Genomic DNA, 15,183 nt, shown 5'->3' on the forward strand with positions numbered 1-15,183 from the left:
GAACAATTTAACAAGATAAATATTGTTTCCTTTCATTACATTCAAGATTGATCATAGTTCACTGTTTTAGTTTGCCGGGATACCACTCTCTTAATTGGCAAAATATGAATGAATTTAATATAAATTGGGAACAAGAACGACCTAATCAACAACAGAGTGTTGATATTTGGGAGAAAACTATACTTAAACCATTTGATAATTGGTCCAATAATGCTGAAATATTAAAAGAAAAGATTGAATATACTCACATTAACGGAGGTATTCAATTACACAAATATAAGCTAACGAGCAATGAGCATTTCAACTGGTTTGCATATCGAAACAGGCTAAATAAAATTAATTTTGTTGAGAGAATAATAAGCCATAAAAATCTAAATAATTATAGAAATGATTTGGAAATAGAAGGCATTCCTGAAATTCAAATGATTAAATCTTGCACTGATATTTATGATCTATCAGGATTACTTGCAAGAATTTTGGGATACGGTGGTGCTTACAATAGAATAGATCCAAAGGAAGCATGGATAGTATCAAATAATTTTATTAAAAGTGAATTCGAGAATCGATTTGACGAAATACTGCAGTTCGTTTTTTCAATTAAGAATGCAAGATGGTTTTATAAAATAGTCTGGGACTATTCAATTCTATTATTTGATAAGAGAAATAACATTCTGACATTACTTGACATAACCGATACAGACTAAAGAAAAAACTACATATAGTAAGCTTGCAATAAAACAAAAGTTGCTAGTTGTGTTTGGTAAATCAATTCTATAGTGCGCAAAAAGTTATGTCGCCATGTTTGTTCGGTGTGTTAATACTTTTGATAAGTAATAGGCATATTATTGTTTAGTTTACTAGCAACTGATGTATTGGTAAGTATTTAATCATGAATTTAAATTGAAAACAAAAAACAGGACTCTCATTTTAACTTGCTCCGAAAGATGGTGGTATAAAAAAACGCGTAAGGCCTTTGAAGATTATGAAAATATAGATTTTACTTCTGTATTAGAAGTAAATTCTCGAGATCTTAGTCTTTATAAAAAAGTCATACTGGATGGTTCATTTGCTGATGAATGGAAAAATACTGATTTTGGCAGTTGCTTGACAGAAGAGCTTTCCAATATACTTGAACTCTATATTTTCAATGGAGGAATATTTATAATTAGTTTTGACTTGAATAGAGATTTATCTGATTTTTCAGGTTCTTTAATATTTGATAATAAAACAAGTAATTTCCCTTTTGATTATTCTGTACGAATTGGAGAATCAATGAAAAGTATACTTTGGAATCCTGCGATATCAAGCTCACTAAAATTACAAAAAATGCTCTTTACTGTGCCTATCCAAAGTAGATTGACCAATAGTTTGTATCTTAAAGATTATTCAAATAAATGGACTGTGTTTTGTAACGATAATAATGGTAGAGCTATTGGTTTGCACTGTCAATGCGGGAAAGGAAAGGCGTTGGTGTTATTAGACAATATATCACTGGTTACTAAAGATACTGATGGTTATGAATACAAGCTTTATCATCATGGTCATCAAATTCATAGGGAGTTTATAATTAGTTTTAAATAGAAAGTATCAAACACGATTCGAATTGAGTAATATATTACTATACTTCAATCAGAATCAATTGCTATTTTGATTAAATTCCTAGAATTAAAACTCCTTCATTTTCCAAACTGTTTTTCTTCCTTTTTTCAACCTTCTATCTAAAAATTTAAATATTTCCCCCTTTTGGGGGATTTACTCTGCCAGCGCAGACTTCTACTTTTGGTTAATTACTATAATTAATCATTAAACACTAGTTTTTTTCCATTTGTAACAATCAAAAATAGAAAATTATGAAATACATATTTACAGTTTTAATATTTGGATTCATTAGTAATTTAATTGCTCAGGAGTATACTATAAATTTTACAGCTGGTGGAGATGCCACTGCTATTGATGAAATAACTGCTACCAACTTAACAACTAACGAATCAATCACCGTCTCAGGCACTGAAGCTATTATTTTCAGAAGTATATCAACAAACATTGAAGGCACTTCAGCTTCAGACGCCTTAAGAATTGCATCCAACCCATTTAATGGCAGTACAACATTAACTTACAAATCAGATCGTAATCAGAGTGGCATAATTTCAATTAATAGTTTATCCGGTGAGGTTATACAATCAATAAGTGTATCTCTTAAATCTGGTGACAACCATTTTAGAATTGCTGCAAATAATCCCGGTGTTTATATTGTTTCTTTAATTACCGAAAATAGCCGGAAAAGTATTAAAGTAATACAGACGGGATCGGGTGTTGGGCAAATTACCTATGAAGGATCGACAAACAGTAATCAGAAGGTTTTAAAGTCGACGCAGGCTGAAAATGTATTAAATATTTCTTCAGAAGATATAGTTTCCATGAAAATCAGACAAGGCAACCTGGTTACAATATTAAATGACGTACCTGAAGCATCAAAAACCATTGATGTAGAACTTTACGAATGCAAAGATGGTGATAATAACACCTATCCCATTGTTCAGATTGGTAATCAATGGTGGATGGCAAAAAATTTAAAGACAACCACCTATTCAGATGGAACACCAATTGCCAATATTACCAGTGATAATAGCTGGGATAATCTTGATAACAGCAGTACTGCGAAGGCTTATTGTTTTTTTGATAATAATGCCGATTTAAACTATGGAGCTCTCTATACATATGGAGCAGCAGTGAATGGAGAATATCAGGTTGGTGATAATCTGGTTCAGGGTGCATGCCCTGTTGGTTGGCATGTCCCAAACGATGAAGAATGGAATGAAATGTTGACCTATTTAATAAATAATGGTTTTAATTATGATGGCTCAAGAAATGAGAATAAAGTGGCCAAGGCGTTGGCTTCCAATAGTGGATGGCAATCATACTATTATGAAGAAGGGTTCATCGGCATAGATTTATCGAAAAACAATAAAAGTGGATTTACGGCTTTGTCAGTCGGAGTTCGACATAAAGGTGAAGGATTTTCTGAGCCGGATGGTGCAACATGGTGGAGTTCTACAGAATCGGATAGCAATTATGCCTATAATTGGTATTTGTCATCAGATAGTTATGGATTAGGTACCGAAGATTCTCAAAAATCTCATGGCTTATCTGTTCGCTGTGTAAAAGATTAGCTTCAATAAGCATATATATAAATTAAGTAAGAGGCTGTTTGACAGCCTCTTACTTAAAAAAGTAATTAATTCAGAATAAAATGAAATAACTTATTTTAAATAAGGTGCCATAACTTGTTGCCATATTTTGTATCCTTTGGCATTCAGATGTAATTGATCAGCAATATAAATCCCCTCTTTAGGCATTCCTTCATCATTTAGTAAAGGAGTCCATACATCTACATAATCAACCTGTCTATTCTTAAGGGCATACCTTTCTCGTTTCTTACTTAGTCTTATCATTTCATCTTTCAAAGCCCATCGTTTAGGTGTAGGTTTTAATGAAAGAAACAAAAAATCAACATCAGGAAATTGCTTTAATGTCCATTTTACCAACTCTTTATCCTCTTTAAAAACCGATCTGGCCTTCTCTCCTGCCGTAATATCATTTCCTCCTACAAAAACAACTATTTGCTTTGGTTTATAAGGTAAAATCAGTCGTTCTTTAAAATATAACAAGTCACTCATCTGAGAACCTCCAAAACCTCTGTTAATAATATATTTATCAGGGAAATAATCGTTAACATCCTGCCACTTGGTAAAAGATGAGCTACCAATAAACAAAATTCCACCTTCGTTAGGATGATTTACCGAATCCATTTTTTCGAAAGCATCAATAGCCTTCCCGTACTTGACGTGGGGGTCATACTGGGCATTGAGTATAGTAGTGCACGAAAAAAGAAAAATAAGAGCTGAAACTAATTTTATGTATTTCATTATTCTATCGTTTTCAATCGTTTAAAATATTTGTTTAAAGGCTGTAAATTTTGATTGTCTGCGGCAGTTTTATCCATTGCTGAACCAATTGCTAATCCTAGTACCATTCCTATTGGAATACCTATACCCAAAAAAGCCATATTACTCAATGCCATTCCAAAAGACACACCCATAGGAACACCAAACACTGACATTCCTATAGCCATCCAGCGTATAAGATACAGGTTCTTTGGCACCAGCTTTAGCTCCTTCTCTACAAGTCTTATAATATAAATTTTAGATTTCAAAAGCTTCTTGCCCAAAGCATTATTTGATCCTGTAAAGGAATTTAATTCTTCTATTACGCTATTTATCTTTCCTACAATATCAGATGGAAGATCTTTTTTACTTAACTCCAGCAATAACTTTTTAAGGTAATTAAGTTTTTTGTGCAATCTATTATCAGAGTTTATATTATTTCTGATACTTAATTCTTTTAGTTCCATAGCTCGGGTTTAATAACGTACTAAAGATAAGAATTTAATTGATATATAGTATCTTATCAATACGAACATCATTTAATCCCTATGGTAAACAAATAAGTACTTTGAATTAGAACCTAAGCTTTTTGGTTATTGATAGTGTTTAAGGTTTTTAAGACTTTGTTGAAGATATTCCTGGGTTAATTCATCTGAGTCTTTGTATTTCATTCTTAATTCATTCAACTGTTGATGAAGATTTTCACGAACAGATAAATAATTTGCATCATTATATACATTCTTCATTTCCATTGGATCTTCCTGCAAATCATATAATTCCCATTCATCCACATCATAATAAAAATGTATTAGCTTGTACCGTTCAGTAGCAATACCATAATGACGTTTTACCATATGCCAACTTGGATATTCGTAATAATGATAGTAAAAGTTTTTACGCCAATCATTCGGGGTATTCCCTTTTAAAATGGGAACAAAGCTTTCACCCTGCATTTCTTCAGGCACCTCTAATCCTGCCATATCCAGAAATGTTTCACCAAAATCGAGATTAGAAACGATATCACTATTTTTTGAACCAGGTTTAGTTACTCCCGGCCATTTTACCAACAAGGGTGTGCGTAACGATTCTTCATACATAAAACGTTTATCAAACCAACCGTGCTCTCCTAAATAAAATCCCTGATCAGAAGAATAAACTACAATGGTATTTTCGTCTAAACCTTTTTCTTTAAGGTAATTCAGGATTTTCCCAACACTTTTATCGACACCTGCAATACATGCCAGATAATCCTGCATATAACGTTGATATTTAAAACGCACTAAATCATCACCCGTTAAGTTAGCCTCCTTATAATAATTTATAATTGGATCATATACTGCATCCCATGCTTTTTCCTGTTCTTCATTTAAGCGTGTTGTTGTGCCTAATTTTTCATTTTCAAACATCTTCAAATCCCGATCCATCCGCATGGTTACTGCAATAGTCATATCCTGTTCGTGGGCAGCACTTCCTCTCCCTTCATAAGTATCAAACATTGTTTCAGGTTCAGGGAAGTTTACATCTTTATACAGACTTAATTCATTTGGACCCGGTTCCCACTCGCGATGAGGAGCCTTATGTTGTACCATCAACATAAATGGCTGATCAGACTGACTGGCATTATTTAAAAAATCAATGGCTTTATCCGTTATAATTTCAGTTACATAACCGGTCTCTTCGTGAACTCCATCGGGTGTTATAAACTTAGGGTTATAATAAAACCCTTGATCCGGTAAAACTTCCCAGTAATCAAATCCTGTTGGATCAGAACCTAAATGCCATTTACCAACGATACCTGTTTTATATCCACCTTGTTGCAGAACTTTAGGAAATGTAAGCTGAGAGCCATCAAACCTTGTTCCTCCTTCATTTGAGACAAATCCGTTCAGATGCCCATATTTACCAGAAATAATTGTGGCCCTTGATGGCCCGCAAATAGAATTTGTAACCAAACAACGGTTAAACAACATTCCTTCATCAGCAATTCGATCAATATTTGGGGTTGGTGCAACATCTTTTAAACGACCGCCATATGCACTTATCGCCTGAAATGCATGATCATCGGAAAAAATGAATAAAATATTTGGCTTCTTTTTTACGCTATTTTGTTTTGATCCTGAACTAAAGCAACTGCTTATAAATGTTACAAACAGCAATAACATTAAAAACTGACCTATTTGTTTCATTGGGTATTGATTATGTTTTTATTCGATTTATTCAAATTCAACTTTCATAGCGAATGTTAAAATTGTAAATTGAATATGATTCAAAAGCTTTTTTATAAATAAGGAGAGTATCTCGACTTACTTATTTACCCATTGAAGTTACTGCAAAATTTTATATCATCCTCATTTTAATGATATTCATTCTTAAAAATTGCAATCGCAGAAGAATTTAATTAATAAGCAATCTAATCCTAAATAATACCTATAAGCCTTACAAAAAACGATAAAGCAGTTCGTTTATTAACCTAAGAACCCGTTTTAAAACATCTGGTTAATCAAATACTACTAACTACAAAAGAACACCTTCATTATGCACCTGATCGTATAATTTTGAATCATTATAATCCTGATGCCATTCAGTTTTATTAATTAGATGAATATTTATTTCCATAGTGGAAAGTTTTTCCGCCGCATATCGTGCATTGATATATTGTTGTTCCAACGCATAATCAACAGCCTTGGGCGTTAGAACATAGATATCAATTTTTTGATCATAAGTATACGAAGCAGGAAATAGAACATAGATGTCTGCGTAAGGATCTAACGATTGTATACTCTGCCTTACTTGATCTAATGCGTCGTGTGATTGAATATTCATGCCGCAAAAATAGAAAATTTCTCAAGCACACTATTATTATATGTTTCGCTGTTAGATATAAAGCTACTTTACTTGTCTTTTCAGGAAATTCAATGATTTTTCATTGCTCTCTGGAAAACGCCAATGTCCCGAAACAGGTGTAATCCATTTCTCCTTAGGTGATGTAATCAGATTAAAGGCTGAATATACCGATGTTGGACAGCAGGTTGTATCATTATATCCCCAAGAATAGAAACCAGGAACCTTAAGCATTCGGGAAAAATTTGCAACATCAAAATATGCACTTGTTTTAATGCGTGATTCTGATCTGATTTTCTCATCACGAAACATATGTGGCCAACCACCTGCCCTATCATATAAATAACCCGTAAGATCGCAAAGAGCAGGATAAAATGAAACCAGTGCCGTAACTTTCTCATTCAATGCTGCAGTAACAATGGCAAGTGCACCCCCTTGACTTCCTCCCGACACAAAAACATTCTTACCATCAAATTCAGATAAACCACATAAGTAATCAACACAACGCACACACGACAAATAAACATTTTTATAATAATATTCATCCCTATTATCCAAATTAGAAATTACGTAATTGCCAAAAGCCGAGCTTATTTGAGAATATATTTCCTTATCCAGCATTGGATTGATTCCATGTATTTCTATACTAAGACTTATATAACCTTGCTCAGCAAATCCTAGATATGGTTTTATTGGTTTTACTCCAGCTCCGGGCGGCAAAAACAAAACCGGATATTTACCTTCTTCTCTAGGCTTGCTCAAGTATCCGAATATTGTTTTCTTACCCAACCCAGTACTCATCTTCATGAGAAAAGTTTCAACCTTTTCAGTAGAGAATTCCGGCAGATAGTTCAGCTCTGTTTTAAAACCAATAGTTCTTAACTCTTTTACGGCATTAGTCCAAAAGCTCTCAAAATCGTCAGGATATAACTGTGTTGGTTTGATTTTATCAGGAGAATAACCAAGATTAATCTGGTTTTTATATTTATATCCATCCAATTCAACCCAAACTTTTAGTTGTCGAAATCCAGGTTGATTTGTTGTTTCAATGTTCAAACTTCCTGTACCATTAAGCAATATCAGTTTACCTTGCTTATCAGCTTTCAATAATTCAGGACCATATTCATAGTTTATTTCAATGTTGTTTATGGGAACGCCATATTTTAAAACGCTAATTTCAACTATTGCATCCTCACCAATATTATAATTCCAATCCCCATTTGAAGGTGATAGAAGAATGTCTACCATCTTAATTGGTGCTGGTGAGTTTTGTGCCCAAGTAACCGAATTAATTACTATAAGGACAAAAAGTAGTAGTTTTTTCATTATTTCTAAATTTTCAGATATAAATATAAAACCTGCATTGAATTAGTTTAAAGATACAGGGTATTATTTTTAATTTTAATAAACCTAAAAGGCTTTATATTGTATCTTATTTATATATTCGAATACATGGAAAACAAGAGGCCGGATCATAAGTTATTATACTATTTATCAAAGTGGACAAAGATTAATGAATGTGATGAACATACCATACTATCTTCTTTTGATACGTTAACCATTAAAAAGAAAAAAGACATTTTGGTTGTGGGCGAAGTATGTAATCATATCTACTTTATTATAAAAGGCTGTATGCGTTCGTATTATGCAGATGAGAAGGGTATTGAGCATATTTTTCAGATTCGAATGGATAATAACTGGATAAGTGATCTTGAAAGTTTTTTTAGTAAAAAGCCATCCAACTACTACATCGAAGCATTGGAAGAAACTACACTTCTGCGTATTTCATATGATAGACTTGAAAAATTATATGTTGAAGTTCCCGCATTGGAAAGATACTTCCGAATCCTTTTTCAAAAGGCGTATTTAAATTCTTTAAAGAGATTGAATGCTACCATGTGGGAACCTGCCACAGAACGTTATGCTGATATGCTGAAAGAGAATCCTGAAATGTTTCAAAGAGTGCCATTGGTTTACATTGCATCATATTTAGGAATTACGCCAGAAAGTCTAAGCAGAATAAGACGTCAAAAATAGAATATTACTTCCCCATTTTTAATGATGGTTAAGCACTGACTTAACTTACATCAATTTCATTTCTTAACATAGATCAAGTTGATTGGTTTTCTGGTGCCATAAATTTGCATTGTAATTAATAATCAAAACAGTCAATGCGGAAACTTGATCTAAAAAATATGTCGCTTAATGATAGGGTTAAATACCTAAATACGATGATTGAGGATCGTTTAATTCTGCAGGCTTTTGAAAAGTTCTATGCTGAGGGTATTATTATCCAGAACAATGATAATGAACCCATTAAAGGCAAGGACAGATGTAGAAAATTACAGGAAGATTTTGTCACCGGGTTAATTGATTACCAAAATGCTAAAGTTGTCAATTCGCTTATTAGTGAGAAAATATCCGTGATAGAATGGGAATTGGAATTTACTCATGAAAAATATGGACACCAATCAATGTCAATTTTAACAGTTCAATGCTGGAACAATGAAGGTGAAATATTTAATGAGAAATATTATTACAGTAAATAATTAAATATAAACAAATAAATTACTTGAAGTATGAAAACAGTTAAATTAGCATTAGCAGCTCTATTAGTATTATCAAGCGTAACTACTTACGCACAAAAGAAAGAAATTAAAACAGAGGATTCTAAAATTGTTTGGACTGGAAAAAAAATTGCAGGATCACATACGGGAGAAATTGAATTAAAAGATGGATACCTGGTGCTTGAAAAAGGAAAACTTTCAGGTGGTAAATTCGTGATAGATATGAATTCTATTACAAACACTGACCTGGAAGATGAAGGATACAACGCAAAGTTAGTTGGCCATTTAAAATCGGATGATTTCTTTGGAGTAGAAAAATATCCAACTTCTGAGTTTGTTATCACAAAAGTTTCTGAACAATCAGATGATAAAGTTAAGGTTAGTGGTACTTTAACGATCAAAGGTAAAAGTGAAGATATTAGTTTTGATGCAGTTAAAAAGGGCAAGGGGTATACAGCTCAAATTGAAGTTGACAGATCAAAATTTGATGTACGCTATGGTTCAGGCTCGTTCTTTGATAACTTGGGTGACAAAGCAATTGATGACATCTTTATATTGGATATCGACTTAGCAATTTAATTATCAATAAAATAATGCAGGACAAGAATCCTGCATTATTATTACTCAACCCATAAAAAATGAACAAATGAAAATTTTAATTGTAAAATACCTGCCATCCGGAGACACATCCAACACACTTACCTTGCTCAATCATTTTAAACAGAAGATGAATAAAGAGCATGAAATAACTGAAACCGATTTGATCGAAACTCCTCCTCCATTTTTTAATCAAACTTCGATGAAAGCTTATAAAATGAGAAATTATGGAGGTTTAACATTGAATAATGAGCTTGCTGAATCTATCAAACAAATGGATATTTACACTGAGCAATTTATGAATACAGATTGGATAGTTCTGGTAACTCCAATGCATAATTTTTCATTGCCGGGTATTGTTAAGCTCTATTTTGATGCAATTATGCAAAATGGGAAAACATTTAAATACGAAGATGGTAAGCAAATTGGACTAATGACTCAAAAGAAGTTTACAGCACTATATACGAGCATGGGTAGTTACAAGGGAGAATATGGATTTATGGATAATTTAAAAACCATTCTTAAAATCGAATTGGACTTTATGGGTATAAAAGATTACCAGTTTATACATGCCGCAACCGGAAATGAAAGTCTTTTAGATTTACAATTAACCCGTGCTAAAGAAGCTATTGAAGCATTATAATTATTGGTGAATTATACCAATTTCAAAAACAAACAGGCGAATATTTGCTACTCGCCTGTTCATATATTTTATTTCTGATTAAGTTTCTTTGAAAACAACCAATGTAAAAGTTTCGGTTCTGCCAATGCAGCATCCCAACTGTTGTGATTTGCCTCTGGATAAAGAGTATATTTTGTTTTCGAATTATAGCCTTGAATTTTATCAAATACGTCTTTCGAATAATGCATAGGTACAACATTATCCTTTCCTCCATGAAAAAACCAAATCGGTTTATCCTGGTATGACTTTGACAATTCAGGATTATGCCCACCACAAATTACAGTTACTGCAGCATATTTATTCTCAAATCGATGTAGAAATTCCAACGTACCAATACCTCCCATTGAAATACCCATTATATACATCCTTTTTTTGTCAATCTGTTTGCGTTGAGCAATTTCATCAACCAATTGATCGACCAATAAAGTTGGCCAAGGAGCTTTATTATCAACCGGAAATTCAAAAATCCATTCACCATCTTCGTTTTGATGCTTTTGTCGGTTGGTCCACATGACTCCATCCGGGCATTGAGGAAAAACAACTATTGCAGGATACTTTTTACGTATTTTCTTATCCAGAAATAATTTACCTCCATGTGTCAATTGTTTCTGATTGTCATCACCTCTTTCGCCTGCTCCATGCAAAAACAATATCAAAGGATACTTTTTGCCCTCTTTCATTTTTTCGGGATAAAGTATTCGATATTGAAGGGTATCAGTACCTTCAATGAATACTTTTTTCTCATAGGCATCATACTCCTGAGCCCATAAGGTTCCAACAAAAAATATCAGGATAAATAAACTATAAATTCGCATGATTATTATTTCAATTCAAAGGTTAAATGGTTACTCTCATCAGAAGAATTGGTTGAAATCCAAATATCAAATTCTCCGGGTTCAGCTACCCAATTGTTATTACTATCATACAAACTTATCAATTCTTCATTGATCTCAAAATCTACGGTTTTTGAATCTCCGCTTTCAAGAAATATTTTTTTGAATCCTTTTAATTCCTTCACTGGTCGGGTAACTGATGCTACTCTGTCACGAATATATAATTGAACGACCTCTTCCCCATCCCGATTACCGGCATTTCTAATTTCGATGGAAGCTTTAATTGTTTTTCCTTTTTCCAGAATTGTGGAACTTAATGCAGGATTTGAATAACTAAACTGCGTATAGCTCAGTCCGTACCCGAAAGGATATAAAGGTGAATTATCAGAATCGATATATGACGATCGATAATCTGCCGGTTGATCCGGATTAAAAGGACGGCCAGTATTTTTAGAGCTATAAAAAATTGGTATCTGTCCTACATTTCTAGGAAAGGTCATAACTAACTTAGCTGATGGATTGTAGTCTCCACCTAGAACATCAGCAATAGCTTCGCCTGATTTTAATCCCGGATACCAGGCTTCAACAATCGCATCCATATTTTCATCTTCCCACGATAAATCCAATGGGCGACCATTAAATAACACGAGAACAATAGGTTTACCTGTCTTTTTCAATTCCGTCAACAATTCGCGTTGATTACCCGGCAAAGTGATATCTGTTCTGCTGGCGGCTTCACCTGACCAATGATAATTTTCTCCCATGGCTGCAATTATTACGTCGCTTTGTTTAGCAATTCTTAATGCTTCTGAGAATCCCTTTTTATCGGGCATATTCACTTTTGAAACGTGAGCCGTTGATCTATCGATAAGCGGTAAAGTTGTGCCTTGAGCATAGTTTATTTTGACATTGCTTCCTGCATATTTAGCGTCAAGTCCTTCTCTTAATGTAACAGATTTACTTCTATCTCCTTTAATTGCCCACTCTCCATTCAAACTTTCCCTTTCATCGACAAAAGGACCAATAACAGCCACACTCTTCATTTTTAATGATTCCAGAGGAAGTATATCATTTTCATTTTTAAGCAACACAATTGATTTTTGAGCAGCTGTGAGAGCCAGATCTTTGTGTTTAGGATTGTTTATTACATCTGTTTGTCTTTGCTCATTAAAATACAAATATGGATCATCGAACAAACCCAGAAGAAATTTCATTTCTAAGATACGCGAAACTGCAACATTAATCTGAGACTCCTGAATACTTCCTTCTTCAACTAATTCTTTAAGATGAGTAACAAAAGCCTCACTGATCATATCCATGTCAATTCCTGCATCCAGACTTAATTGAGCTCCATGCTTTAAATCTTTGGCATATCCGTGGTCGATTAACTCCATAATAGCGGTATAGTCGGTAACAACCATACCGCCAAATCCCCATGCATTCCTCAATATATCGTTAAAAATGTATTTATTAGCTGTACAAGGTACTCCGTTCAAATCGTTGAAAGCAGTCATAAAAGAGGCCACACCTTCATCCACAGCAGCTTTGAACGGTGGTAAATATGTTTCATGTAAAGTTCGGTCAGATATATCAACCGAATTATAATCACGACCTGCCTGAGCTGCACCATAGGCTACAAAATGCTTGGCACAGGCCATCATTGTATTATTTTTAGTAAAATCAGTATAATCATTAATTCCCTGAAAACCTTTTACACGGGCACGTGCAACCAGACTTCCGTAAAAAACATCTTCTCCTGCACCTTCCATAACTCTTCCCCATCGCGGATCGCGTGCTATATCTACCATAGGAGCAAAATTCCAGGCTACACCGGATGCTGTTGCTTCTTCAGCTGCTACCCTTGCTGTCTGTTCCATTAAATCCAAATCCCATGAGCAGGCTTCTGCCAATGGAATGGGAAAGGTTGTTTCTAAACCATGAATAACATCAGCCGCAAACAACATGGGTATTTTAAGTCTTGAATACTTCAGATTTTGTTCCTGAAGCATTCGCAAATGATCAGCTCCAAAAACATTAAAAGTACTACCAATCATACCTTTTTTAAGATATTCGCCCGATTGGTTATCACTCACTTCACCAGTAGCTGCAAAATTGCCTGAATACTGATTCATCTGACCTATTTTTTCTTCCAGGGTCATTAAATTAAGTACAGAATCAACTTTGTGCTCAATTATTGGATCTCCACTATAACTGTTCCATCTAAGAGTTGAATTTTCATCATTTGTACATGATGATAAAATTCCCATTGTAACTGCAATCCAAATCAAATTTCTTTTCATAATCATGATTTTAATTGACCGAATCAATTGTAAAACCCAGCCTGTCTAAACCTTGCTGAACATCTTTATTTCGCATAAACAACTTCCACAACAAGCCACTTCGATAGTTCTCAATCATAACAGGAATAGGTCCCTGATCAATTGCCAAATAGCGAGGTAAGTACCAGTTATCAGACTGACTATAGGCATCGTATGGGCCATAGGGTCCAACAAGTGAATCCGCTTCGATGTATAAATACCTCAAAAATTGCATTGATTCCCTTGGCGTGTATGGAAAAGAACTTAAGGCAGCCGTTGGAGAAATTACGCCCAAATCAGACTCACCAGGATGGTGACCTGCATATCCTGTCATGGAATAACTGGAAGTCAATCCCCATTGATCAGATCCATACCCTTCGTATCCTTTAGGATTATCAACACAGTATTTATAATGTATTTTGGCGTGATTTGATACCAACTGCCAGTAATCAGCATATCTATCCTTTAAACCATACGGATTTAAACCCAGATAGGAATAATGGGCCCAAAACAGAGGTCCAATTGGATCATTGTTATGCTCGTAATAATTTAAAATTGTTGGTAAACCATAATAAACCGTATCATTTGTTATGGCACCATTTACAGTCCATCCCTGATGATAAACCTCGGGATCAATGGGATGTGTTGGTGATGAAGCTGCCAATACATACATTATAAGGCATTCGTTATATCCTCCCACAGGAAAGTTCATCTCCCAACCATAATTTGGCGACCAATGCCAGTATAAAACATTCTCTCCACCCTTTGTATACCAATCCCATTCAACTTCTTTCCATAATTTATTAATATCGGCTACCAATTGCTCTTCCTGAGCATTTCCATCTTTAAAATATTCAGCTACAGCTAGTAAACCTTGTATCATAAATGCAGTTTCAACTAAATCACCACCATTATCTTTTTTACCAAATGGAACTACCTTACCGGTTTTACCATTTAACCAATGTGGCCAGGCCCCATGAAAACGATCTGCACCCTTTAGGAATGTCACTACTTGTTGGAAACGATTTAAGGCTTCCTGTCTGGTTATAAAACCTCTTTCAATTCCAACTAATATTGCCATAACACCAAATCCTGATCCTCCAAGCGTTACAACATCCTGATCATTTTGAGGATAAATATTATCCATATGAATACGCTCACATGCCATACCTGAATTCGGTTCTGCTCCCCCCCAGAAGTACTGAAAGGTTTGATATTGTATTGTATCCAATAATGCTTCATCTGTCCACTGTTTACTATCTTCTTCAGTATTTTTTGAAACACCTGACTTTTGCGAAGCTGTTCCACAATTTGTCAAAATAAGTATCAGAAACAGATATATAATTGTATTTAAAACACTTGTGTAACTTCGATATTTCATCTTGTTATTTTTTAACGATT

At 34.2% G+C, this 15,183-nt stretch carries 15 protein-coding genes; 7 read left to right on the plus strand and 8 right to left on the minus strand.

Annotation, left to right across the window (positions count from 1 at the left end; translation table 11 throughout):
* Window positions 1-104 precede the first annotated feature (104 nt).
* From ACRD62_RS11600 to ACRD62_RS11610, 3 genes are all read left to right on the plus strand, one after another.
* Window positions 105-704 carry a hypothetical protein gene (locus ACRD62_RS11600; protein WP_430820276.1) on the plus strand — a complete coding sequence of 200 codons (600 nt, stop codon included), beginning with the start codon at window positions 105-107 and terminating at the stop codon, window positions 702-704.
* A 196-nt stretch (window positions 705-900) separates the two neighbouring features.
* On the plus strand, window positions 901-1,581 hold the full coding sequence (locus ACRD62_RS11605; protein WP_430820277.1) for a hypothetical protein: 681 nt from the start codon (window positions 901-903) through the stop codon (window positions 1,579-1,581).
* Between the two features lie 269 nt (window positions 1,582-1,850).
* On the plus strand, window positions 1,851-3,170 hold the full coding sequence (locus tag ACRD62_RS11610) for an FISUMP domain-containing protein (protein ID WP_430820278.1): 1,320 nt from the start codon (window positions 1,851-1,853) through the stop codon (window positions 3,168-3,170).
* Window positions 3,171-3,260: 90 nt separating this feature from the next.
* On the opposite strand, the gene ACRD62_RS11615 is transcribed toward ACRD62_RS11610, so the two are convergent.
* From ACRD62_RS11615 to ACRD62_RS11635, 5 genes are all read right to left on the minus strand, one after another.
* Window positions 3,261-3,926 carry a GDSL-type esterase/lipase family protein gene (locus tag ACRD62_RS11615; protein ID WP_430820279.1) on the minus strand — a complete coding sequence of 222 codons (666 nt, stop codon included), beginning with the start codon at window positions 3,924-3,926 and terminating at the stop codon, window positions 3,261-3,263.
* The gene (locus ACRD62_RS11620) at window positions 3,926-4,411 is read right to left on the minus strand and encodes a hypothetical protein (RefSeq protein ID WP_430820280.1); all 486 of its coding nucleotides are present in this window, start codon (window positions 4,409-4,411) and stop codon (window positions 3,926-3,928) included. Before ACRD62_RS11620 ends, ACRD62_RS11615 begins: the two co-directional genes overlap by 1 nt.
* Window positions 4,412-4,537: 126 nt before the next feature.
* Complete coding sequence (locus ACRD62_RS11625) at window positions 4,538-6,130, minus strand: sulfatase family protein (protein WP_430820281.1); 1,593 nt, start codon at window positions 6,128-6,130, stop codon at window positions 4,538-4,540.
* 328 nt (window positions 6,131-6,458) lie between these two features.
* The gene (locus ACRD62_RS11630) at window positions 6,459-6,767 is read right to left on the minus strand and encodes a hypothetical protein (protein WP_430820282.1); all 309 of its coding nucleotides are present in this window, start codon (window positions 6,765-6,767) and stop codon (window positions 6,459-6,461) included.
* 63 nt (window positions 6,768-6,830) lie between these two features.
* Window positions 6,831-8,111, minus strand: coding sequence for an acetylxylan esterase (locus ACRD62_RS11635; protein WP_430820283.1), 1,281 nt, complete (start codon window positions 8,109-8,111; stop codon window positions 6,831-6,833).
* 126 nt (window positions 8,112-8,237) lie between these two features.
* On the opposite strand from ACRD62_RS11635, the gene ACRD62_RS11640 reads away from it, so the two are divergent.
* The 4 genes from ACRD62_RS11640 (at window position 8,238) to ACRD62_RS11655 (ending at window position 10,592) form a co-directional block, all read left to right on the plus strand.
* The gene (locus ACRD62_RS11640; RefSeq protein WP_430820284.1) at window positions 8,238-8,822 is read left to right on the plus strand and encodes a Crp/Fnr family transcriptional regulator; all 585 of its coding nucleotides are present in this window, start codon (window positions 8,238-8,240) and stop codon (window positions 8,820-8,822) included.
* Between the two features lie 134 nt (window positions 8,823-8,956).
* Window positions 8,957-9,334, plus strand: coding sequence for a hypothetical protein (locus tag ACRD62_RS11645; RefSeq protein WP_430820285.1), 378 nt, complete (start codon window positions 8,957-8,959; stop codon window positions 9,332-9,334).
* A 30-nt stretch (window positions 9,335-9,364) separates the two neighbouring features.
* Window positions 9,365-9,931 (plus strand): YceI family protein, encoded by a 567-nt coding sequence (locus tag ACRD62_RS11650; protein ID WP_430820286.1) that lies wholly within the window; start codon window positions 9,365-9,367, stop codon window positions 9,929-9,931.
* A 67-nt stretch (window positions 9,932-9,998) separates the two neighbouring features.
* On the plus strand, window positions 9,999-10,592 hold the full coding sequence (locus tag ACRD62_RS11655; RefSeq protein ID WP_430820287.1) for an NAD(P)H-dependent oxidoreductase: 594 nt from the start codon (window positions 9,999-10,001) through the stop codon (window positions 10,590-10,592).
* 68 nt (window positions 10,593-10,660) lie between these two features.
* On the opposite strand, the gene ACRD62_RS11660 is transcribed toward ACRD62_RS11655, so the two are convergent.
* From ACRD62_RS11660 to ACRD62_RS11670, 3 genes are read right to left on the minus strand one after another with little or no spacing between them, the layout of a single operon-like run.
* A complete protein-coding gene (locus tag ACRD62_RS11660) occupies window positions 10,661-11,446 on the minus strand; it encodes a carboxylesterase family protein (protein WP_430820288.1) in 786 nt (261 codons plus the stop codon).
* Between the two features lie 5 nt (window positions 11,447-11,451).
* Window positions 11,452-13,764, minus strand: coding sequence for a beta-glucosidase BglX (gene bglX / locus ACRD62_RS11665; protein WP_430820289.1), 2,313 nt, complete (start codon window positions 13,762-13,764; stop codon window positions 11,452-11,454).
* Between the two features lie 10 nt (window positions 13,765-13,774).
* Complete coding sequence (locus ACRD62_RS11670; RefSeq protein WP_430820290.1) at window positions 13,775-15,163, minus strand: glucoamylase family protein; 1,389 nt, start codon at window positions 15,161-15,163, stop codon at window positions 13,775-13,777.
* Between the last annotated feature and the right edge of the window lie 20 nt (window positions 15,164-15,183).

Source organism: Carboxylicivirga caseinilyticus (assembly GCF_050589785.1).
GTDB classification, from domain to species: Bacteria; Bacteroidota; Bacteroidia; order Bacteroidales; family Marinilabiliaceae; genus Carboxylicivirga; species Carboxylicivirga caseinilyticus.

What these genes read in the sequence shown, in the direction of transcription:
- ACRD62_RS11600 (WP_430820276.1), top strand. Translation starts at nt 105, where the DNA reads ATGAATGAATTTAATATAAATTGGGAACAAGAACGACCTAATCAACAA.
- ACRD62_RS11610 (WP_430820278.1), top strand. Translation starts at nt 1,851, where the DNA reads ATGAAATACATATTTACAGTTTTAATATTTGGATTCATTAGTAATTTA.
- ACRD62_RS11615 (WP_430820279.1), bottom strand. Translation starts at nt 3,926, where the DNA reads ATGAAATACATAAAATTAGTTTCAGCTCTTATTTTTCTTTTTTCGTGC.
- ACRD62_RS11620 (WP_430820280.1), bottom strand. Translation starts at nt 4,411, where the DNA reads ATGGAACTAAAAGAATTAAGTATCAGAAATAATATAAACTCTGATAAT.
- ACRD62_RS11625 (WP_430820281.1), bottom strand. Translation starts at nt 6,130, where the DNA reads ATGAAACAAATAGGTCAGTTTTTAATGTTATTGCTGTTTGTAACATTT.
- ACRD62_RS11630 (WP_430820282.1), bottom strand. Translation starts at nt 6,767, where the DNA reads ATGAATATTCAATCACACGACGCATTAGATCAAGTAAGGCAGAGTATA.
- ACRD62_RS11635 (WP_430820283.1), bottom strand. Translation starts at nt 8,111, where the DNA reads ATGAAAAAACTACTACTTTTTGTCCTTATAGTAATTAATTCGGTTACT.
- ACRD62_RS11640 (WP_430820284.1), top strand. Translation starts at nt 8,238, where the DNA reads ATGGAAAACAAGAGGCCGGATCATAAGTTATTATACTATTTATCAAAG.
- ACRD62_RS11645 (WP_430820285.1), top strand. Translation starts at nt 8,957, where the DNA reads ATGCGGAAACTTGATCTAAAAAATATGTCGCTTAATGATAGGGTTAAA.
- ACRD62_RS11650 (WP_430820286.1), top strand. Translation starts at nt 9,365, where the DNA reads ATGAAAACAGTTAAATTAGCATTAGCAGCTCTATTAGTATTATCAAGC.
- ACRD62_RS11655 (WP_430820287.1), top strand. Translation starts at nt 9,999, where the DNA reads ATGAAAATTTTAATTGTAAAATACCTGCCATCCGGAGACACATCCAAC.
- ACRD62_RS11660 (WP_430820288.1), bottom strand. Translation starts at nt 11,446, where the DNA reads ATGCGAATTTATAGTTTATTTATCCTGATATTTTTTGTTGGAACCTTA.
- bglX (WP_430820289.1), bottom strand. Translation starts at nt 13,764, where the DNA reads ATGAAAAGAAATTTGATTTGGATTGCAGTTACAATGGGAATTTTATCA.
- ACRD62_RS11670 (WP_430820290.1), bottom strand. Translation starts at nt 15,163, where the DNA reads ATGAAATATCGAAGTTACACAAGTGTTTTAAATACAATTATATATCTG.